Below are 23,979 nucleotides of genomic sequence, written 5' to 3' on the forward strand. Positions count from 1 at the left end.
CTTTATAAGTAGTATAGTCTTGCTGTAATCATTAAAACTTTCGAAGTTCTTCTTCCGTATACCCTTTGGTTTTCATCAGGTCAATATATTCACGGGCAATGGTTTTCATCCATTCTACAGGTTCCGGAGCTGTTTTATCATCAATCGTGAATTCCAGAATACCGGGGTTGTTGTTCATCCATGGAAGGATAAAATAATTTAAACCTCCTTTATGTTGCTTGGATGAATGAAAGGCTCTTCCTTTTTCGGTTGAAAATGCAGCTTTATAGACTGCCAGATATCCCAGAGGAATAAGAAGACAAACCCATGAAAACTTTTTCACCACCGCATATTTCGGTGCCGAAAGTCCATATCCAATAGAGAGTGCAAAAATAATATTAAATGGAAGAAAGAACACATAATTATCCGAAACCGCATAAAATGTAGAAAAGCCGTACACACAAACGGCTCCGGTAAGGAAAACATAAAACATCTTCCTGTTTGCTTTGTACAGCAGAACGATACCTATCAGCCCAAAAAAGGTAAACAGGTTAAAATTATAAATAAGATAAGCCAGTGATTTTATAAGATCATTGACATACTGCATGAATGTTTTTTTGAAAGAATCTTCCACCCAGGTTCCATGTTCGGAACTGTAAACAGAACTTAAAGGTAATCCCTGTATTGTATTCAGAATAAACAGAGACGAGAAAAGCAATCCAAAAATTAATAGAGAACTGTATGCATATTTTTTCTCATGTCTAAAGTGAAAAAGAAAAACTAAAAATGCAGGAATAAGCAGGATATTCTGAATATGCAGCCATAAACTGATTCCCAGAAAAAAACCACTCAGGAGAATATATTTTTTTTTATTTTCTACAAAAGTTTTAATTATTGAAAGGAAAAAAAGACTTAGCCACAGGCAGTTATAAGTGTAAACTTCTACAATTTCTGCATTTCTCCAGAATGTAAAGCTCAACCCGAATACAATGGCTGCTGTGACAGAAGCCCATTCTGTTTTGGTAATACTTTTAACCGCTAAATAAATAACTGAAACTGTTGCTGCTCCTGAAAAGATCACCAGAAGGCGGTTGGCTTCAATGGCATTGAGACCGGTCAGGTTTTTAATAGCAATGACTGTATTAACATAGAGAAAGTGTGTAGTCGCTGCAGAAGTACCTATCCATTTGCCTTTTTCCACATCCAGCACAAAACCCAAACAGTCTGCAAAAGGAATTTTTGTAAAACTTCCGGCATAGTACACTGCCAGAAAAATAAAGAATAAAAATAGGGCAGATAAATATCGCTTCATATTAATTCTTTACAATAGGAACAAAAGAGCAGGCTTCACCAAACATTAAAGATTTAACTATGGGTTTTAGTTGCTCAACCAGTTCTATGTAAGCATTCTCAGGGATTTCTTTATCCGAACAGCCCTTTACCAGAACTCTTTTCCCTCTCATATCTTCAAAATCATGAGTCTGAATGACATTGTGCATAATAATCACCTCCAGATCTTCACGATTCCCGAAAATAATTTTTTTAGCCACATCAGTAAGCTTGGCCGTCAGTACAAAATAAGCCCACAATGGAACGATCGTATCCACTGAATTGTAAATATAGATGTAAGCGTCTTTGTATTCTTCAGGATCTATGGCATCTACTTTTTCCCTGAAGTCTTTTTCCTTCAGGATCATTTCCTGGAAAAGAAAATCCTTAAGGTCAATACCCTTTCTTATCCCCTTAGGAATCAGAGTGGATAAGTCAAAATTCACAAGGCCGCTTTCAGCAACTTTATTTCGGATTTCAAATTCTTCTGACATTTTTTATCATTATCTTTGGACAAATTTACAAATTAAGATCATGTAAACCTTAATTTGTTCTCTATCCTTACCATAGAAACCTCCCATAATTCGAAATCAGTTTGTATAGCGAAATCAGGGAAGGTTTGTGATGGCTATAAAAACAAATAAAAGATTTCGGAAGAAATGAAATATTACATTATTGCAGGAGAAGCCTCCGGTGATCTGCATGGAAGCAATTTAATGAAAGCCCTTTTACAGAAAGATCCGCAGGCGGAAATCAGATTCTGGGGCGGAGATCTTATGACAGCACAGGGCGGTACATTGGTAAAACACTACCGTGATCTGGCATTTATGGGATTTCTGGAAGTGGCGATGAATCTAAGGACCATTCTCAACAATATCAAATTCTGTAAAGAAGACATCAAAAATAATAAACCGGATGTTTTGATTCTGATCGATTATCCCGGATTTAACCTTAGAATCGCCCGTTTTGCTAAAGAATTGGGGATAAAAGTGGTGTATTATATCTCTCCACAGCTCTGGGCATGGAAAGAAGGCCGGGTAGAAATCATTAAAAAATATGTGGATGAAATGATGGTCATTCTTCCTTTCGAAGAAGATTTTTATAAAAAACATGGCGTTCATTCCCATTTTGTGGGACATCCGTTGCTGGATGCTATTTCAAGTCTGAAAGAAATCAGTTCGGAAGAATTTAAAAAAGAAAACGGACTGAATGAAAAGGAGATCATTGCCCTTCTTCCTGGTTCCAGAAAACAGGAAGTTGAAAAGATGCTTGAAATCATGCTTTCCGTAAGGCCTCACTTTAAAAACTACCAGTTTGTGATTGCCGGTGCACCCAGCCTTCCGAAAGAGTTTTATCAGAAATATGTGGATGACAGTGTTCATTTTGTTTCTAATAGAACTTATGATTTGCTTCGATGCTCAAAAGCTGCGCTTGTCACTTCAGGAACTGCAACGCTGGAAACAGCTTTGCTGAATGTTCCGGAAGTAGTCTGCTACCGTGGAAGCAAAATTTCATATGCCATTGCCAAAAGACTGGTAAAAAACATTAAATATATTTCTCTGGTCAATCTGATTATGGATAGGGAAGTAGTAAAAGAACTGATTCAGACCGATCTGAATACTAAAAATCTCGTGGAAGAACTGAATAAAATGATAGAAAGCGAAAAAAGAAACCAGGTTCTGGCAGATTACAGTCTTTTAAGAGAAAAACTTGGAGGAAAAGGAGCCAGTGAGAAAGCCGCTGAGGTGATTTTAAGCGTGTAGAACTCAGTTTAAAATGGAAAAAATCAGTGGTTGTACATCAGGTTAAATTTATTTTGTAGAATAAGTTTTTTCTTTTAAAATTTTAATTAAAAATAAGTCTGCATTGGCAGATGTTTTCCAAATACAAAAGCTGTCTCATAGAGGCGGCTTTTTTTTTGTCTAAATCTAATTTCGTAGTAAATAATCAAGCCGTCAGTTAGTCATTTTGAAGAATATAACGTCAGAATTCTGCAAAATCTGTGTTATTGAAGAGTCAGATAAATTATTATTTTTTGATCATCAAGAATGACATCATTGAACAAACAGCCGCTTCTTATTCTGACCCTGTGTTTTATCCTCGGAATCTTTTTTCAGGACAAATTTTTCTTGGATAAAATCTTGATTTACATAATTTCTGCTGGCTGCTTATTGATTCTCATTTTATCTCTTTTTCATTCTTACTTTTTACATAAAACAAAAGCATATCTTCTGGGGCTGATGTTTTTCGGAGCGGGAATCATTCTTCATTTTCTCAGCACCTATTCATCTGATCATGCTACAGTTCCTCAAAACGGAATGATCACGTTTAAGATTTCCAAGAAATTAAATTCTACAGGGAAATATAAAAAATATGAAGCCCTTGTTTCTACGGGAAAAGACAATTTTAATGCGGTCCTGTATGTCCCGAAAAAGGATAAGGAATTGGACTTTAACCATTATTATAAAGCAGATGCCTATCTTTCAAAGCCAAGGCCGCCACAGTATGATTTTCAGTTTGATTATGCAAAATATTTACAAAGAAAAAAGATAGAATACCAATGCTACCTTTCAAAAGGAATCTCCTTAGCCAAAAGAAATGATCTGACTTTTAATGAAAGAGTTCAGCAGCATCGGTTTAAAATACTGCAGAAGATCGATAGCGCTGAAATGTCACCCAAAACCAGAGAGTTTTTAAAAGGAATTATCCTGGCCGACAGAACGGAAACAGATCCGGAAACGGTGCAGGATTTTAACAGATCTGGAATGGTTCACTTGCTTGCTATTTCAGGAACGCATATCGTAGTGATCTTTGGAATATTCTACTTTCTTTTAACCAGATTCAGTCCTCTCAGGTTCAGAAAATACGCGATTATTGCCAGTATTTCTTTCATCTGGCTTTTTGCTGCATTTATTGGATTCGGGAACTCTGTGATGCGCTCCTGTATGATGCTGACAGTCTATTTTGTGTATGTCCTTTTGCAGAGAAAACCGGATTTATTACATTCTTTATCTCTGTCGGCAATGATTATTCTGGTTGCAGATACACAACAAATTTTTGACGTAGGTTTTCAGCTCAGTTTTCTCGCTGTTTTAGGGATCTACTGGCTGAATCAACCCCTTTTAAAATATTTTCCCAAACAGGATGGCTACTTTAAAAAGCTCTTCTTTAATGCGGTGACGATATCGCTTTCTGCACAACTCGCGACACTTCCGCTGGTTCTGTATTATTTTCATCAGTTTTCACTGGTTTCTATTCCTGCAAATATCCTGATTGTCCCTTTTTCAGAGCTGATTATTGTCTTTTCATTTTTGATGACGATTCTTATTGGTCTGCAGATAAATTTTAGTTTAATCAATACTCTTTACGATGGTTCAATTCATATTTTACTAAAACTGATCCACTGGTTTGCGGAAACAGATTTGCTCTTTTTTTCCAATATTCCGATGAATATTGCTGAGGTTTTCATGTTATTCGCTGTGGTTTATTGGCTGAGACCATTGCTTTTAAAAATTAATTTCAAAAATTCAATGAAACTTGTAAAAATTGTTCTCCTCTTTTTTATCCTCAGATTCACCTTTACTCTATTTGAAAACGGGAAGAATGAGCTCCTTATTCATGATTTTAATACAACCAAAGTACTGTCCGTAAAGAAGGGAAACAAAGTCTGTTTCTGGATGGTTGAAAATTCGGATGAAAAGAAGTTAATGAGTTTTATAGCAGCTCCTTATTGCGCTTCGAGACGCATCCGCAACGTGGAAATTAAGACTTTTCCAAAAGCAGCCCAAAAAGTAGTTTTTAACGGCAAAATATATGATTTAAAATAATAATTGGTATTTTGCATTTTATCCTCACACAATGCCTTAGATTCTTATTTAGAAAGATTACAAACTGGCTAATTGTGAGATTTCTCACTTCCCGATATTGTTAACATTTCTTAATTTTGTGGGAAATTCAAATTTAAACTTATATGGCAGGTTTAACGAGTTCTACGATAGGTAGAAAATATGCGATGGCATTATCAGCTATGTTTTTGCTGATCTTTCTTATACTGCATTTGACGACCAATTTGTTATCAGTCCTGAATCGTGATGCATTCAATACAGCATCAGATTTTATGGGCTATAATCCTTTTGTGCAGTTCTTAATGCAGCCTGTTCTTGGTTTTGCAGTTCTTTTCCATTTCATTATGGGATTTGTACTGGAAATTAAGAACAATAAAGCGCGTCCGGTAAAGTACGCTTCAAACAACCCTTCTGTGAACTCTTCATGGATGTCCCGAAATATGATTATTTCAGGAGCCGTTGTTTTGGCTTTCTTGGCGCTTCACTTATATGATTTCTGGCTACATGAAATCAACTACAAGTATGTGGAAGGACTTGCTCCTGATGCGGAACGTTTCTGGCCGGAGTTACATGAGAAGTTTGCAGATCTTTGGAGAGTAGCATTATACGTGATCTCTTTTGTTTTGCTTGGACTGCATTTGGCTCACGGTTTCCAATCTTCGTTCCAGTCTATTGGTGCTAGACATCCGAAATATACTCCGGTAATTAAAGCTTTTGGAAAATGGTATTCAATCCTTATTCCTGCAGGTTTTATTTTTATTGCAATTTTTCACTTCGTAACTCAATAATATCAATATACCAATATGAGTAAATTAGATTCAAAAATTCCGGCTGGTCCTTTAAAGGATAAATGGAAGCATCATAAAGACCATATGAACCTTGTTGCACCAAACAACAGAGATAAGATTGATATTATTGTTGTAGGGACAGGTTTGGCAGGAGGTTCTGCTGCAGCTACACTGGCTGAGCAGGGATATAACGTAAAAGCATTCTGCTACCAGGATTCTCCAAGAAGAGCACACTCAATTGCTGCACAGGGAGGTATCAACGCCGCTAAAAACTATCAGGGTGACGGTGACTCTACGTACAGATTATTCTATGACACCATCAAAGGTGGTGACTATAGAGCGAGAGAGGCTAACGTTTACAGACTAGCTGAAGTTTCTGCCAATATCATCGACCAGTGTGTTTCTCAGGGAGTACCTTTCGGAAGAGATTACGGCGGTCAGTTAGATAACCGTTCATTTGGTGGGGTTCAGGTAAAAAGAACATTCTACGCAAAAGGACAGACAGGGCAGCAGTTATTGCTAGGTGCCTATTCTTCAATGAGCCGTCAGATCGGTAAAGGAAGAATCAAGATGTACAACCGTCATGAAATGCTTGATCTTGTTATTGTAGACGGAAAAGCAAGAGGGATCATCGCAAGAAACCTTGTAACAGGTGAAATCGAAAGACATTCTGCTCACGCAGTAGTTATTGCTTCAGGAGGTTACGGAAACGTATATTTCCTTTCTACCAATGCGATGGGATCCAACGTTTCTGCAGCATGGAAGATTCACAAAAAAGGAGCGTACTTCGCAAACCCTTGTTATGTACAGATTCACCCGACTTGTATTCCTGTTCACGGAACACAGCAGTCTAAACTGACTTTGATGTCTGAATCTCTTAGAAACTCAGGAAGAATTTGGGTTCCTAAGAAAATCGAAGATTCTGTAGCCATCAGAGAAGGTAAATTAAGACCAGAAAATATTAAAGAAGAAGATAGAGATTATTATTTGGAAAGAAGATATCCTGCATTCGGAAACCTAGTTCCTAGAGACGTTGCGTCCAGAGCTGGTAAAGAGAGATGTGATGCTGGTTTCGGAATCGAAAATAATGATACTAAAGAAGGTGTTTACTTAGATTTCTCTACAGAGATCATCAAAAAAGGTAAAGAAGCCGCTATCGAAAAACATATTCACAATCCTACAGATCAGCAGATCTATGATTTAGGAAAAGCCTGGATTGAGGAGAAATACGGTAACTTATTCGTAATGTACGAAAAAATTACAGCTGATGATCCTTACAAAACTCCAATGAAGATCTATCCTGCAGTTCACTACACAATGGGTGGTGTTTGGGTTGATTATAACTTACAGTCTACAATCCCTGGATGTTTCGTAATCGGTGAGGCTAATTTCTCAGACCACGGAGCTAACAGATTGGGAGCTTCTGCTTTGATGCAAGGTTTGGCAGATGGATATTTCGTACTTCCTTACACGATTGCAGATTATCTTTCAGCAGATATCAGAACAGGTGCAATTCCTACAAACTCTGCAGATTTTGATCAGGCTGAAAAAGGAATTAAAGATAAAGTAGATTTCTTCTTAAATAATAAAGGAACTCATTCAGTAGATCATTTCCACAAAAAATTAGGACACATCATGTGGAATAAGGTAGGAATGGGAAGAACTCCTGAAGGATTGAAAGAAGCTATTGCTGAAATCGCTCAGGTGAAAAAAGAATTCTGGGCAGACGTAAAAGTTCCTGGTGATGCCGATGGAATGAATACTGAACTTGAAAAAGCATTCAGAGTAGCAGATTTCATCGAGCTTGGACAATTGATGGCTATTGATGCTCTACACAGAAACGAATCTTGTGGAGGACACTTCAGAGAAGATCATGCTACTTCAGAAGGGGAAGCAGAAAGAGATGATGTTAACTTCAAATATGTCGGAGCTTGGGAATATCAAACAGATGATATCACCACTGAAGTTCTGCATAAAGAAGATCTGATCTACGAAAACATTGAAGTTAAAGCAAGAAGTTACAAATAATCTCCAACCTATAAATAAATAATTATGAGTGCAAAAAAAGGCCTTCATCTTACCCTAAAAATTTGGAGACAAAAAAATAGCAAAACTAAAGGTCAGTTTGAGACCTACAAGATATCAGATGTTTCTACAGATTCTTCTTTCTTGGAAATGTTAGATATTTTGAATGAAAATATTATTAACGAAGGAAAAGAACCTATCGCTTTCGACCACGACTGTCGTGAAGGAATCTGCGGGATGTGTTCTCTTTACATCAATGGTAGAGCGCACGGTCCGGATACGGGTATCACGACTTGTCAGCTTCACATGAGAATGTTCAAAGACGGTGAAACCATCGTTATTGAGCCTTGGAGAAGTGCTGCTTTCCCGGTTATTAAAGATTTAATGGTAGACAGAAGCGCATTCGACAGAGTAATGGCTGCAGGTGGTTTCATTTCGGTGAACACTTCAGGAAATACTTTGGACGCTAATGCAATTCCGGTTCCTAAAGAAGATGCAGACAAAGCAATGGATGCTGCGGCATGTATCGGATGTGGTGCTTGTGTAGCGACTTGTAAAAACGGATCTGCAATGCTATTCGTAGGAGCTAAAGTTTCTCAGTACGCTCTTTTACCTCAGGGTAGAGTAGAGGCGAGCAGAAGAGTTCTGAACATGGTGAAAGCTATGGACGAAGAAGGATTCGGAAACTGTTCAAATACAGGTGCTTGTGAAGTAGAATGTCCGAAAGGAATTTCTCTTGAAAACATCGCCAGAATGAACAGAGAATATATGGCTGCTATGGTAGACAAAGGATAGAATCTATTCGAAATATATATAAAAATCGTCTTCATTATGGAGACGATTTTTTTTATACTATGCTTTTAGTTGTTAAAATTTGTTAAGTTGTTGAGCAGATAAGACATTCTTTATTTAATAAGTCTATATTTGGTGAACACTATTTACGAAAAGAGAAGCAATTCTCATTCATAGATTTTTGTCGAGAAGTAAAAATCTAAGCAGGTAAAATGGCTTCAAAGGCCCTCTGCATAGGATTTCATAAAATTTTCAAAAAAAATAAATAGTGTTAATCAACAAGCCGTAAAAAACGTATTTTTGTGTAATATTAAAATTGAAATGAAAAAATATCTTTTATTGTTTATCATCACAGCATTTGTGATGTCTTGTTCAAAAAAAGTTGAAGTAAAAGGAAAGATTGCCGGAAGTTCACCGCTCGAAAGAATTGAATTCGTTGAAGCTTCTGGTGTAGCAACACTTCCACTTGCTAATATAGGTTTAGATAAAAATGGAAACTTTGCAGGAAGCTTTGATGCTCCTAAAGACGGAATGTATGTGATCAACTATGCAGGAAGACAGAATCTGATTTATCTTGAAGGCGGACAGAAATTAAACATTTCTGGAAACTCAATGACCTTTCCAAATGAATTCGTAGTTACAGGAGACGCTAAGAAAAATAATGATTTCCTTCAGGCGAGCCAAAAATTTTTAGGGGAGTACGGAAGTAAAATCAACATCCAGCAGCTAATGTCAGGTGACGAAAAAACGTTCTTAAAAGGAGCGCAGAAAATCGAAGCTGATATCAACAAAAATGTGGATGATCTTGCTAAGAAAAACAACCCGGGCAAAGGAATGCTTGAGTGGAAAAAGAATGACGTGAAAGTGACTATTCTGAACCTTTTGGCCAACTATGAAATGGCTCAGCGTCAGATGTCAGGAAATCCTTCATTTAAAGTGTCAAAAGCTTTCACGGATTATGAGACTAAATTAGAGGAGAACAAAGACTTAATGGTAAAAACTATTCCATTATACAGACAGTATCTTCTTGTGAAAATGAGTCCGGACTTCCAGAAATTTGCTGAAGCTAAAACGAAAGGAAAAACAGATATCATCACTTCTGAAGTTTTCGCACAGTTCCTGAAAGACAGAAAAGAAGTTTCACAGACTGCTAAAGATTATCTTTTGGCATTCGTAGTAGCTCAGGATATTCATCCGGGTGCTCCTGCAAAAAATACCGATAAGATCAAAAAAATCATCGATACAGATATTACTGATGCTGGTATCAAAGCTGACTTAGGTAAAATGCAGATCGCTATCAACGGACTTAAAGTAGGAGAAGTTGCTCCGGAAGGTTCATTGGTAAAAGCAGACGGTAAATCTTACCAGCTTTCTGAAAACAAAGGAAAACCATACATGTTGTTCTTCTACGCATCTTGGAACCCTTACATCAGCGAAGCGACTGTACCGGTATTAAAAGAAGTAGTGAATTTCTACAAATCTAAAATGAACTTTGTTTTTGTCAACGTTGACGATACGAAAGATCAGTTTGTAAAAACAAGCAGCGCATTATTAAAAGGAATTCCTGGAACTAATGTATACGGAGAAAAAGGTTTGGAATCTGATATCGCTAAAAAATATGGCGTGTACGGATTTAAATTACCTTGCTTCATCGTAGTGGATAAAGACGGTAAGATCGCAAGCAGATCTTTTGTAAACTTAGGTGAGCAGGAGGTTGTAACTATCCTTGACAAACTTACAGGTCTTTCTGCACCGAAAGTAGAGCAGCAGCCTATGCAGATGCAGCCGGGAATGATGATGGATCCTTCAGGACAACCTGTAAATCCACAGCCCGCTCCTACAAAATAATAAACTTTAATATAGATGGAAACCTTATCTTCGGATAAGGTTTTTTTTTATTGTATTTTTGCAAATTGAAACCGGATGGTTTTTCGGGACATATAAGAAAAAATAGAAATAGAATCAGCGGATGAGACTGGAGAGTTTTGTTCGTGCGTTAAAGAAATTGAGTTTACGGATGAGAAAGAAGAAAGATATTATTCTTGAAAATATTAAGCTGTTCGGGGCAGGGGCGAAAGGCGTTGCGATAGGAAGAACAGAAGAAGGAAAAACGGTACTGATCTCGGGAGCAGTTCCCGGAGACGTAGTGAATGCCAGAGTAAAGAAATCCAAGTCCAAATACTACGAAGCGGAAACCGTGGAAGTAGTAGAGCCTTCTCCATACAGAGTGGAAGCCAAATGTATTCATTTCGGAACTTGTGGAGGATGCAAATGGCAGAATATGAGCTATGAAAAACAGCTTGATTTCAAACAGGAAGAAGTATACAATAATATCAAAAGAATCGGTGGAATTGAGGACTTTGAAACCGTTCCGATTTTAGGTGCCGAAGAACAGTATTTCTACAGAAATAAAATGGAGTTTTCTTTCTCCAACGCGAGATGGCTGACCCAATACGAAATAAGCTCTGAAGAGAACTTTGGAAGCAAAGACGCTCTTGGTTTCCATATTCCGGGAATGTGGAGCAAGATTCTTGATCTTAAAGAATGTTTCCTTCAGGAAGAGCCGTCCAATGCGATTCGTCTGGCTGTGAAAAAATTTGGGGTAGACAATGGATTGGATTTCTTTGATGTGAAAAATCAGGAAGGATTCCTGAGAACCCTGATGATGAGACAAAACTCTAAAGGAGAGTGGATGGTCTTATTCCAGCTGTACAGAGAAGAAAAAGACAACAGAGAAAAGCTTTTCCAGTTTTTACTTGAAAAATTCCCGCAGATCAAAACGTTGGTGTACGCCATCAATCCAAAGCAGAATGATTCCATTTATGATTTAGATGTTAAAATCTATTTCGGAGAAGGATTCCTGATGGAAGAAATGGACGGACTGAAGTTTAAAATTGGACCGAAATCATTCTTTCAGACCAATTACAAGCAGGCATTGGAACTGTACAGAAAAACCCTTGAGTTTGCTGATTTAAAAGGTGATGAAGTAGTTTATGACCTTTACACAGGAACAGGAACTATCGCTCAGTATGTGGCCAGAAATGCAAAACATGTGATCGGGATAGAATCTGTTCAGGAAGCCATAGATGCTGCCATTGAACATGCTGAATTAAATGGTCTTACCAACACCACATTCTATTGTGGAGATATGAAAAATGTCTTCAACGATGAATTCCTGGAAAACCACCCGAAAGCAGATGTTTTGATTACCGACCCACCAAGAGACGGAATGCACCAGAAAGTAGTGGAGCAGATCCTGAAACTGGCACCGGAAAAAGTAGTGTATGTAAGCTGTAACTCAGCGACACAGGCAAGAGATCTGGCTTTGATGAAAGAACATTATACTTTGGTGAAAATATTACCGGTAGATATGTTTCCACAAACGCACCACGTGGAGAATATAGCATTACTAATCAAAAAATAATTACTTAAATTTGAATATATTAATCTGAAAATTTAAATGAAAAGAGTGAAAAACCTGGGTGCCGCTTTCATTGTATTGGTTTTGATGTTAAGTCAGGCCGAACTGAAAGGGCAGGAAAAAGATTCTGCAGCGGTAAAAACAGATACCGCAAAAGTAAAAAAAGACGATCCCAAGAAAAAGCCGGTGATAAAATCCTATAAAGAGGTGATTACTGATAAAGCGGTTTCGGACCAGGGCGTTTTCACCGTTCATAAATTGGATGATAAATATTACTTCGAGATTCCTGACAGAATGCTGAAAAAGGAATTTCTTTTAGTAACAAGACTTACAAAAGCTGCTGCCGGCATGCGTTCCGGAAGTACCGGATATGCAGGAGATCAGATCGGCCAGCAGGTAGTGGCTTTTGAAAAAGGTCCCAAAGACAAAATCCTGCTGAGAGCCATTTCTTTTGTAGATTATGCAAAAGATTCCACCTCGGATATGTACAATTCTGTCATCAGAAATAACGTACAGCCTATCATTAAATCCTTTGATGTAAAAACGTACGGAGACAATAAAAAATCTTCAGTCATTGATGTCACGGATCTTCTGAACTCTGATAACGAAACGGTTTCTTTCTCTGTCAATTATAAAGATGCCTTCAAAGTCGGAGCTTTCCAGAAAGATATGTCATTCGTAAACTTTGTAAAATCGTTCCCGAATAATATCGAGATCAATACCACCAAAACTTTCGCACGTACTTTGGGAAGACCGTTGCCGGGAGCTACTCCTGCCAACACTCCGAAAATAAGTGGAAATTATACGGTAGAGATCAACGCTTCATTTGTTCTTCTTCCGGAAAACAAAATGCAGGCAAGATACTTTGACCCGAGAGTAGGTTATTTCACAGTAGGGTATACAGATTTTGATCTTGATCCTCAGGGTGTAAAAAGGATTTCTCTGGTTAAAAGATGGAGACTAGAGCCAAAACCTCAGGACCTTGAAAAATACAAAAGAGGAGAGTTGGTAGAGCCGGCAAAACCAATTGTATTCTATATTGATCCGGCAACCCCAAAAAAATGGGTTCCTTACCTGATTCAGGGAGTGGATGACTGGAAGAAAGCTTTTGAAAAAGCAGGTTTCAAAAATGCTATTTATGCAAAAGTACCGGATTCAAAAGTGGATACGGAATGGAGCCTTGAAGATGCAAGATTCTCTGCCATTGTGTATAAACCTTCAGATGTACCAAATGCTTCCGGACCATCGATCTCAGATCCGAGAACAGGAGAAATTCTGGAAAGTCATATCAACTGGTATCACAATGTCATGATGCTTCTGAGAAACTGGTATTTTGTGCAGGCTGCACCCAATGATGAAAGAGCACGAAAAATTAAGTTTGATGATAAATTAATGGGTGAGCTGATCCGTTTTGTTTCTTCTCATGAAGTAGGACATACTTTGGGATTAAGACATAATTTCGGTTCAAGTTCTACCGTGCCTGTTGAAAAACTGAGAGATAAAAAATGGCTTGAAAAGAATGGCCACACCCCATCGATCATGGATTATGCAAGATTTAATTATGTGGCACAACCGGAAGATAACATCGGAGATTCAGGAATCATGCCGAGAATCGGAGATTATGATGACTGGGCCATTGAGTGGGGTTACAAAAGATTTTATCAGTACAACACCCCGGATTCAGAAAAAGAATATCTGAACAAATGGGTCATTAAAAATTTAAAAAACGAAAGACTTTGGTTTGGGACAGAATCCAATCCTCTTGATCCGCGATCTCAGAGTGAGCAGGTAGGAGACAATGCCATGATCGCAAGTACCTACGGAATCAAAAACCTGAAGAAAATTGTAGATAATCTGGAAAAGTGGACGGCAAGTCCGAATGAAGATTACGAAAATCTGGGGATGATGTATGATCAGGTAACCGGGCAGTTCAGAAGATATGCCGGTCACGTTTCAAAATACATCGGCGGACAGATGGAAACTCCAAAAACGGCTGAGCAGTCAGGTCCTGTATATGAAGTCGTAGCTAAAAAAGATCAGCAGGAAGCGATGAGATTTCTAGAAGAAAATGTTTTCACTACACCACAATGGCTCATCAAAAAAGAAGTATTTGAGAAGACAGGAAAAACGCCGGTGAAAACCATTGAAGAAATTCAGAATGGAGTTCTTTCAAGAATTTTAAGCCCGATTGTTTTACAGAATATGTACCAGATGGAAGCTGTAGATCAGAATACCTATACCCTGGTTGATCTGTTCTCAGACCTGAATAATTCTATTATCAGAAAAGCAAACCCTGATGTATACGGAAGAAACCTTCAGAGAAGTTACGTAGATAACCTGATTAAACTGGTTGATGCAAAAAATCCTGATAAATCTGATGTTTCTGCTATTGTAAGAGGAAACTTAATCACCATTAAAAAAGAACTTTCAGCAAAAGCAGATGCCAATACAGTAAATAAATACCATTATGAAGATCTTGCTTTCCGAATTGAAAAAGCCTTAGATCCAAAATAAAAAAATATGAAATATCTTACATACCTTATAGTAGTTATATGCGGTATCTTCATGATCTCATCCTGTGGCGGAGACGATGATATCTGTGAGAGTGGGGAAGGAACTCCCCGACTGAAAGTGGCGTTCAAATCTGAGGCAGATGGTAAAGTGAGGACTTTGGACTCATTATATGTAGCCGTAGATTATGGTTCCGGAAAAGTGCAGTTGGGTAAGCTTGAGAAAATAGATTCAAGACTGATTCCCCTAAGAGTAGATGACTCTCCGTATACAGACGTGTATTTCAGGTTAGAAAATAAAGCTGCTGAATCTCACGTAAGAATCAGTTATGCCACGAAGACTGCCTATGTTTCTCCGGGATGCGGGATCAAAAAAACGTACGAAAACTTAAGTTCAGAATTAAAACAATCCAATCCTGTGAAGAAAGTGGAAGCAGGACAAAACCAAATAGAGAATGAAGACAGGATTAATCTTTACCTTCTTTTTTAGCATCATAGGAGTGCTGGGAATAGCCCAGGAAAAAAAGGAAACCAAAGAAACCAAAAAGGTTCATGAGAAATACAAGCCTAACTTTATGGTGGGTTTTGATGTTTTGAATGCGGGTGTATCTTTTTTCTCAGACAGAGTGCTGTATCAGGGATTTATTTCATCCAAGATAAGAGGAAACGTTCATGCGGTTGCCGAAGCCGGTTTCGAGAAAAATGTATATCAAAAGAATGGGTATGATGCAAAAGCAAGCGGTCCATTCGTAAAGCTGGGAGCATTCTATATGCTGGCGAAAGACCCTGAAAATGAATTCAACGGGTTTTATGCCGGAGGTAAAATAGGAGGTGCTTTCTACAATCAGGAGTATATGGCAGTCCCGGTCCGCGGATTTGGGGGCAGTGCGTCTTCTGTGGCATTTCCATCATCATCACAGACCTCCGCATGGCTGGAAGGAACCTTGGGTGGAAGAGTACAGTTGTTTGAATCTAACTTTTATATCGATATCAATCTTCAACCGAAATATTTAGTGTACACCTCCAAACAGGATGATATTACGCCAATGATTGTACCGGGATTCGGCAGAAGTTCAGCCAAATTCAATATGGGTTTCGCATGGAATATTGCGTACAAATTCTAAAAGAAAATGTGACAGATTTTTACTGTTAAAAAAATAAAGCAGTCTTTATGAGAAACATAAGGTCATGCATCATGAATAATGAATCCCCGGGTCTCTATCCGGGGATTTTTATTGTCAATCATTCAATCATAAAATAGATAGCGGTGTTTATTATTCATTAAAAATTAAAATTTAATGATTTTATTTTAATAGAAATATTATATTTGTGACATTAATCTAATATTTCAAGAAATTATGAAGAAAATTTTTACTTCAGTATTTTCTCTTTGTATGTTCGCTGCTGCTACAGCACAATGGACGCCATCAACAGGACGGTCCGGAGAGGTAATACAGCGGTCGGATATCAAAGACTATTACTCCTTAGATATTTCTTTATTAAGGACGCAGCTTTCAGGAGCTCAGGAAATGGGTAAGAATGCAAAACCTATTGCGGTTGCCCTTCCCACTTTAGATGGTAAAATTGAAAGATTCAATGTCTATAGCTTTCCGGTTATGGATAAAGCGCTGGCAGATCAGTATCAGCTGGGATCATATGTGGGAGTGGGAATAGATGACCCTTCCAAATATTTAAGATTTTCACTGGCTCCGAATGATTTTCAGTCTATGATCATTAAAGACGGAGTATACCAGTTCATTGAGCCACAAAATGCTTCCAAAACAGTTTATGGGGTGCATGGCAAAACCATAGGTGGAGGATCTCAGGGTTTCCTTTGTTCTATGGATGAAGATATCCTTTCTAAAAAGGAAATTGCAAAGCTGTACAATACTAATAAGTCCTTTATAAATAACACATCAGATTTTTCTAAATCTTCAGATAAGAAATACAGAACACTTAGATTAGCACTTTCTGTAACTGCAGAATATACAACTTACTTCGGAGGTACTCAGGCGGGAGCGCTTACCGCTATGAACGCTACACTTTCAAGAGTGAACGGGGTTTTTGAAAAAGATTTGGCCATACATTTGAATATGGTGAATTATCCTGCATTGATTTATATGGATGCGGCTACTGACCCTTATTCTCCTGCCGCTCAGATGGGGAACTGGAACGTTCAGCTTCAGCAGACCCTTACCAGCGTGGTAGGAAATGAAAACTATGATATCGGACACTTATTCGGAAGAAGCGGAGGCGGAGGAAATGCCGGATGTATCGGATGTATTTGTGTAGATCCAACGGGTCCTACCAATAAAGCAAAAGGTTCAGGATATACGTCTCCAGCCAATGCTGTTCCACAGGGAGATACATTCGATATTGATTATGTAGCTCACGAAATTGGGCATCAGCTGGGAGCTAACCATACATTCTCCCACGCACTGGAATCCGCAGGCGTAAACATGGAGCCGGGTTCAGGATCTACCATTATGGGATATGCAGGGATTACAGGTGCCAATGTTCAGATGAATTCTGATCCCTATTTCCATGTGGTAAGTCTTCTTCAGATTCAGAATAATTTGGTGGCTAAAACATGTGATGTAGAAACTACAGTAACCAACAACCCACCGGTAATTTCTGCCTTAAATGATTATGCCATTCCAAAAGGGACCGCATTTGCTCTTATAGGTAATGCTACCGATCCTGAAGGAAATCCGATGACCTTTACATGGGAACAGTTTGATAATGCTGCGGCTACCGTAACTTCTGTTAATGGAAACACCGGAGTGGGTCCGCTTTTCAGATCGATCCTTCCGTCTACTTCGCCTACAAGATATTTCCCTAAGCTGAATACAGTATTGGCAGGCAATCTTTCTTCTGCAATAGATTGGGAAACGGTATCCAACAGAGCAAGATCTACCAGTTTTGTATTTACGGCAAGAGATAACAGCCCCGTAGTGGCAGAACAGCAGACTAATTCTGCACTTCAAAAAATCAATGTAGGGAATGAAGGTCCTTTTAACGTAACTTCCACTACAGTATATAATAACGCCGCTGGTGCTGTAACCTGGAATGTTGTCAATACGAATTCCGGAATTTACAATACCCCAAATGTTAAAATAGATTATACTGCGGATAATGGAGCAACGTGGGTAGTACTGACACCATCTACTCCTAATGACGGAGCGGAAGCGTTTACATTCTCTTCCCTTGCTACTGGAGCTAATATAAAAATCAGAGTAAGTGCTGTTGGAAATGTTTTCTATGCCATTGGAAATGCAACGGTAGCAGCCTCAATGGCGACATGTTCTTCTACGGCTACTGCAGGAATTGCTGCTTCAGGACTTACCATTTCTTCAGGAAATATCAGCTGGACACCGGTTCAGGGTGCTACCTATTCTCTGAGATACAGAAAAACAGGCACTACAAACTGGGTTACAGTCAATGTTCCTACAAATGCTTATTATATTGCAGGCCTTGATGATACAACGCAGTATGAAGTACAGGTTGCCAATATTTGTGGAAGTACGGCAGGTGAGTATTCTGCAAGTACCAACTTCAGCACATTGGCTTATGCTTTCTGTACCAACAGTTCCGGAAATTTTGATGATGAGTTTATCTCCAATGTTTCTGTAACTCCATTAGGAATGAGTGTTGTTTCAAACACAAGTACAGGTTCTGCGTATACAGATTATACCGCTGATCCATCAAAAGTAATTACGCTTAGAAGGGGAAGTTCAGGTAATGCAATCAGTGTGACAAAAGCATGGACAGGGCAGTCATACAATGAAGGGGTAACCGCCTGGATAGATTTCAACAGAGACGGGAATTTCTCAGATTCTGAAAAGATCTTTACCAGTGCCTCCAATATGGTGACACCGGTTTCCGGAACATTCTCTGTTCCTGCCAATGCATATACCGACAGAAAAGTGATCATGAGAGTAGCTATGGCTTACGAAAATCAACCTGAAAACGGATGTAACCCTTTTGCTTATGGCGAAATTGAAGATTACCCTGTTCAGATTCAGGTGTCATTGGGAACAAACGAAGTGAATGGTGCTAATAACAGTGGTATCCAGATCTATCCTAATCCGGTAAATGATATCCTGAACGTAACCAAAGTTTCAGATAAAACGGCGTATAAAATTTACAATACTGCAGGCCAGCTTGTAGGGGAAGGAAATATTAACGGTGGAAAAATCAATGTTTCATCTCTGGTGAAAGGCGGATACGTCATCACAATCGATGAAAAGGGGAAAGATCAGTTCCGATCCAAGTTTATCAAAAAGTAAAATAATTAGAATATATAAAATCCTCAGACTCTTCTGGGGATTTTATATTTTAATGTATAAAATGTGGAATTATTATAGAATTTTAACAAAAAAATATTTGAATGGATGTATTAATAATGAAAAAATTATTAGATTTGTGTAATTATAAAATTGTTAGCGTATGAATTAAAAAATTATTCTTTTCAATACAGAATATCTGTAAAAAAATGGATGTTTCAAAAAAAAACATTTGAACACCAAAAAATAGGAAACACTATACTTACTTACTATTGTTATCACTACTAAACTAAAAAAATATGAGTGGATTTTTACTCTGTAAAATGGGCAGGCCCTATAGGGTGCTCATAACATTGCTGTGTATGGTCTTCGGGCTATTTTCACAGGCACAAACAGTCACTATTGGTACAGGAACCAGTACTCAGAGATATCCTTTGGCCCCTTATTACGGGCACCAGAGAGATGCTTCACTTTATACTGCAGCGGAAATAAACCTTCCCGCCGGTGGAAGTGTCCTGTCGGTAGCATGGAATGCTACAGTCGCTACGACGATAGCGACTCCGGTTAAAATTTATTTAAAAACCGTTCCTGTTGCTACCACTACCATCACGGCACAAAACTGGGTTACGGCTACTGCCGGAGCTACCTTAGTGTACGACGGAAACATAGCCAGCATACCTACAGGATGGAATACCGTTACGCTTCAAAACCCTTATTATTATAACGGGGTGGAAAATCTGGTAGTATTGGTTGAAACCAACTATGGAGGAAGCGGAACCGGATCACTGGGTGGAAATTCCTTTACCTATTCCAGCAATACATCAAAACATATGTATATTGAGGGTGACACTACGCCACCTGCGGGTAACGGGACAGTGGATGCCAACAGACCCAATGTTCAGTTGACTTTTGGCCCGCCACCTGCTTGTCTGCCTCCTATAGGATTAACTTCAGGAGCAACTACAGCAACTACAGCCGCAATCAGCTGGACGGCACCATCTTCTGCACCTGCAGGAGGATATGATGTATATTACAGTACAACAGCTACAGCACCAACGGCTGCAACTACGCCTTCACAAACGGTTACCACAGGAACAGGGGTGACCCTTTCTCCATTGGTGCCTAATACAACATACTATATATGGATAAGATCTAAATGTAGTGGTACCAGCCAAAGTACATGGATCGGACAATTAACGGTAACGACACCTCCTTCATGTTTAGCCCCAACGGCTCTAACTCTGGGAACGGTAGTACCAACCAGCGCCAATATCAGCTGGACAGCTCCTTCAATTGCACCTGCAGGAGGATATGATGTATATTACAGTACATCTGCTACAGCTCCAACAGCTGCAACTGTACCATCACAAACTGTGACAGGAACGACTGCAACGCTTTCTCCTCTTGTAGCCAATACAACGTATTATGTATGGGTAAGATCAAGATGTACTGCAACAGATCAAAGTAGCTGGACAGGACCTTTAACGGTACTTACAGGATACTGTGCACCAACAGGTGGAACCAGTTCAAATTTATATTATCTGAAGACTATTAATACGACAGGAGGAATTAGCAATTTAAATTATACAGCTAATTCCTACTCAGCATATGTGAATAGCTCAGCCACCGTTTTTTCAGGGTTACCTACCAATACAATAACCATGAACCTGAACAGTGGAACCAGCACTTATAATTATTATGTGTGGGTAGACTGGAATAATAATATGAGTTTTAACGATCCGGGTGAAACCATTCTGGCAACTCCTGGTTACGTTACTTCAGCTACAGCATCTATTGTTATACCTGGATCACAACCTCCTGGAAATTACAGAGTAAGAACATCTACATCATTTATTGGAACCAATGTTCCTTGCGGACCTGCACCATGGGGTAACTTTGTAGATTTTACATTAAATGTTATCGCTTTACAGCCATGTACGACTGCACCTCCAACGAATATTACGGTTTCAAACCTTACTCCAACTTCTGCTCAGATTGGGTGGATGCCTTCAACGGGAGCTACCTATGTACTTCAGTACAGATCGTTACCTGGAGGAGCTTGGACACCGGTAAGTATTACTACACCACTTGCAAGTAGCTATACCATTACAAACCTTACAGAGCAGACTCAGTATGAATTTCAGATAGCTACGATTTGTGGAGGAACTCAGGGACCATTCTCTACAGCTACTCCTTTTACAACTCCGGCTATTACCTATTGTACTTCTGCTTCTACAAGTACTACGATTGACGGATTTATCAGCAAGGTTGCTGTAGTTCCGAATTCTGCAATACCAATGAATAGTGTTTCGGATTTCAGCAACTATACAGATTACACTACAGATGCTACAAGACTGGTTACTTTGGTAAGAGGTCTTGGAAGTAATACAGTGACTGTTAATAAAACATGGCCTGGAACTCAATGGTCTTTCGGAACGGGAGTTTGGATTGACTTTAACAGAAACGGGGTTTTTGAAGCCAGTGAGCAGGTATTAAATTCACCTAGTAATACGACGACTCCGGTTACAGCTACTTTTGCTGTTCCGAACGCTGCCGGCGGTGTTTACATGGGAAATCTTACAACCCGTATGCGTGTAGCATTGAGAGAAAGTGCTGCTGCTGCTGCCTGTGGAACGTTCACTTGGGGTGAAGTAGAAGATTATGCGGTAAAACTTATTGATCAGCCGCCTTGTACTACAGCGCCACCTACAAACATTACAGTAACCAACCTTACAGCAACTACAGCTACGGTATATTGGTTCGGTGCTGCCAATGCTACTTATACCATCAGATGGAAATTAGCTACAGCAGGTACTTACACCATTCCACCGGTTGTTTTAGCACCAGGTGTGAATACGTATACGATTCCGGGACTTACTGAACAGACTAAGTATGACGTACAGATTTCTACTACATGTGGAGGTTCTACAGGAGCATACTCTACAGCGGTACAATTTACGACACCACCACTTTCATACTGCCCTATGACAGGTACAGGAACTAACGACCACATTTCAAATGTAACTGTTACTTCTTCTAACCCTGGAGTACCGGTAATGAATAACACAAGTGTTCAGACTAACTATACAAGCTACATAACACCTCAGACATTAATCACCCTTGATGCAGGTTCTGCAAATAATAAGATCTCAGTATCTAAAGGATGGACAGGGGCAACAGCAAATGTGGCGGTTTCAGCTTGGATCGACTACAACAGAAACGGAGTTTTTGAAACATCTGAACAGATTCTGAGTTCGGCAGCGAATACTACAACTCCTGTAACGAATACTAACTTCGCAGTGCCTGCAACCGCTTATACAGGTCCGCTTACGACCACTATGAGAGTAGTGCTTAAACGTACAAGTGCTCCGGTACTATGTGTGGATCCGGTGAATGGAGAAGTTGAAGATTACGCAGTAAGAATCAGACCATGTGCTAATGGTACACCAAACCTGCCAGGGATCACAGCTACTCATAACTCTGCGACGATTACCCTTTCAGGAGTTGCGAACACTACAACTTATCTGGTAAGATACAGACTTCAGGGACCTCCTCCGGGAGCTTGGACGGAAGTATATGCTTCAGCATTGCTAAACAATATTCCATTGGTGATTACAGGTTTAACGCCTGCTACCAATTATGAAGTTCAGGTGGCTGCAGTATGCGGAGATGTTATAGGTACATTTACAGCTATTAAGCCATTTGTTACGAGATGTGACCCTACACCTCCAAACGTTACGGTAACTAATATTACAACTAACTCTGCACTGGTTACATGGGCACCGCTTGCCGCGAGCTCTACGTATACACTGGAGTGGAGAAAAGTAGGAGCTCCTACATGGACTCAGGTACCAAACATTGCTCCTCCTACGAATACTTATGCGTTAACAAACCTGGACCCGTATACAAAATATGAAGTAAGAGTGGCTAACAAGTGTGTTGGAGAAACTACACTTAATCCATATTCAAATCCTAAAGTATTTACTACGGAAAGAACATGTGAACTTCCTCCTCCGGGATTAACTATTTTACAGCTTACACCTACATCGGCAGAAGTTACATGGGAAGGATTCCCTGGTGCAACTTATGTACTTAGATATAGAAAAGTAGGTATTCCTAGCTGGACGAATGTTTCTCTGATTACGAATACATATACAATTACAGGATTATTGGAAGAAACGAAATATGAAATGCAGGTGATGAATATTTGTAACGGTACGCCTGGTACACCTACACCTCCATATTATTTCACGACACCTACTGTGATTTATTGCCAGATGGGTTCTCAGAATGCTGTGAACGAGCATATCTCTAAAGTTACAGTGACGCCAAATGGAAGACCTAAAATGGAGAACGCTTCAGGACCATCAAACTATACCAATTATACAGGAGTACCTGCTACATTTATAGAAATGGTTCAGGGATCTACAGGAAACCAGATCACGATTGAGAAAAAATGGAACGGAACCAATCATGACGAAGGAATCGCTGTTTGGATTGACTTCAACAGAAACGGATATTTCGATCTTGACGAAAGAGTATTCACATCACCTCCGAACACGACCAGTCCTGTTACAGGAACATTCAGTGTACCGGTAGATGCTTATATAAGCATGACAAACTATAAGTATGTGGTGATGAGAGTGGCTATGATGAGAGACGGAGTTCCTGTGAACTGTGCAAATTTTGCCAACGGTGAAGTAGAGGATTACTCAGTAAGAATCGCTAAACCGGGAGTACCAAACTCTGTAAACCAAACCGAAATCCTGATTTACCCTAACCCGGTAAGCTCCGTATTGTATGTGAAAAATATCAGCAAAAAAGCGAAATATAAAATCTACAATTCTGCAGGACAGATTATCGGCGACGGTATCTTACTCAACAACCAGATTAATGTAAGTAAATTGATCAATGGAATTTATGTAATAGATATCGAAGACAACGGTGTAACCGTTCAAAAGAAATTTATCAAAGAATAATATTTAAATTTCAAATAAATGAAGC

Annotated in this window: 14 protein-coding genes; 12 read left to right on the top strand and 2 right to left on the bottom strand. The window is 39.1% G+C overall.

Annotated elements, in window-relative coordinates; translation table 11 throughout:
- Nucleotides 1–31: 31 nt before the first annotated feature.
- Both BUA72_RS00710 and BUA72_RS00715 read right to left on the bottom strand, forming a co-directional pair.
- Entirely contained in the window at nt 32–1,291 is a 1,260-nt protein-coding gene (locus BUA72_RS00710; protein WP_072921344.1) for a protein O-mannosyl-transferase family, read from the bottom strand.
- 1 nt (nt 1,292) lies between these two features.
- Complete coding sequence (locus tag BUA72_RS00715; protein WP_072921345.1) at nt 1,293–1,802, bottom strand: DUF2480 family protein; 510 nt, start codon at nt 1,800–1,802, stop codon at nt 1,293–1,295.
- 165 nt (nt 1,803–1,967) lie between these two features.
- Here BUA72_RS00715 and lpxB point away from each other — a divergent pair, with 165 nt between their 5' ends.
- The 12 genes from lpxB (at nt 1,968) to BUA72_RS00775 (ending at nt 23,954) form a co-directional block, all read left to right on the top strand.
- Entirely contained in the window at nt 1,968–3,071 is a 1,104-nt protein-coding gene (gene lpxB / locus BUA72_RS00720; RefSeq protein ID WP_072921347.1) for a lipid-A-disaccharide synthase, read from the top strand.
- Nucleotides 3,072–3,449: 378 nt separating this feature from the next.
- Nucleotides 3,450–5,135, top strand: coding sequence for a ComEC/Rec2 family competence protein (locus BUA72_RS00725; protein WP_228407822.1), 1,686 nt, complete (start codon nt 3,450–3,452; stop codon nt 5,133–5,135).
- Between the two features lie 143 nt (nt 5,136–5,278).
- Nucleotides 5,279–5,941, top strand: coding sequence for a succinate dehydrogenase cytochrome b subunit (locus BUA72_RS00730; protein ID WP_047452882.1), 663 nt, complete (start codon nt 5,279–5,281; stop codon nt 5,939–5,941).
- 15 nt (nt 5,942–5,956) lie between these two features.
- Nucleotides 5,957–7,969, top strand: a complete 2,013-nt coding sequence (locus BUA72_RS00735) for a fumarate reductase/succinate dehydrogenase flavoprotein subunit (protein ID WP_072921351.1) — start codon at nt 5,957–5,959, stop codon at nt 7,967–7,969.
- A gap of 24 nt (nt 7,970–7,993) precedes the next feature.
- The gene (locus BUA72_RS00740; protein ID WP_034723328.1) at nt 7,994–8,761 is read left to right on the top strand and encodes a succinate dehydrogenase/fumarate reductase iron-sulfur subunit; all 768 of its coding nucleotides are present in this window, start codon (nt 7,994–7,996) and stop codon (nt 8,759–8,761) included.
- Nucleotides 8,762–9,079: 318 nt separating this feature from the next.
- On the top strand, nt 9,080–10,606 hold the full coding sequence (locus tag BUA72_RS00745) for a TlpA family protein disulfide reductase (RefSeq protein ID WP_072921353.1): 1,527 nt from the start codon (nt 9,080–9,082) through the stop codon (nt 10,604–10,606).
- A gap of 169 nt (nt 10,607–10,775) precedes the next feature.
- Nucleotides 10,776–12,182 (top strand): 23S rRNA (uracil(1939)-C(5))-methyltransferase RlmD, encoded by a 1,407-nt coding sequence (gene rlmD, locus BUA72_RS00750; RefSeq protein ID WP_047452879.1) that lies wholly within the window; start codon nt 10,776–10,778, stop codon nt 12,180–12,182.
- 36 nt (nt 12,183–12,218) lie between these two features.
- Nucleotides 12,219–14,693, top strand: a complete 2,475-nt coding sequence (locus BUA72_RS00755) for a zinc-dependent metalloprotease (RefSeq protein WP_072921355.1) — start codon at nt 12,219–12,221, stop codon at nt 14,691–14,693.
- 6 nt (nt 14,694–14,699) lie between these two features.
- On the top strand, nt 14,700–15,179 hold the full coding sequence (locus BUA72_RS00760; protein ID WP_072921357.1) for a DUF6452 family protein: 480 nt from the start codon (nt 14,700–14,702) through the stop codon (nt 15,177–15,179).
- A complete protein-coding gene (locus BUA72_RS00765; protein ID WP_047452876.1) occupies nt 15,145–15,813 on the top strand; it encodes a DUF6048 family protein in 669 nt (222 codons plus the stop codon). The genes BUA72_RS00760 and BUA72_RS00765 overlap by 35 nt, the downstream gene beginning before the upstream one ends.
- A 234-nt stretch (nt 15,814–16,047) precedes the next feature.
- Nucleotides 16,048–18,978: a reprolysin-like metallopeptidase gene (locus BUA72_RS00770; RefSeq protein ID WP_072921359.1), complete on the top strand. Its 2,931-nt coding sequence runs from the start codon at nt 16,048–16,050 to the stop codon at nt 18,976–18,978.
- A gap of 296 nt (nt 18,979–19,274) precedes the next feature.
- Entirely contained in the window at nt 19,275–23,954 is a 4,680-nt protein-coding gene (locus BUA72_RS00775) for a fibronectin type III domain-containing protein (RefSeq protein ID WP_083544090.1), read from the top strand.
- The last annotated feature ends 25 nt before the right edge of the window (nt 23,955–23,979 follow it).

This window comes from Chryseobacterium sp. OV279 (genome assembly GCF_900128945.1).
In the GTDB taxonomy this organism is placed as follows: Bacteria; Bacteroidota; Bacteroidia; order Flavobacteriales; family Weeksellaceae; genus Chryseobacterium.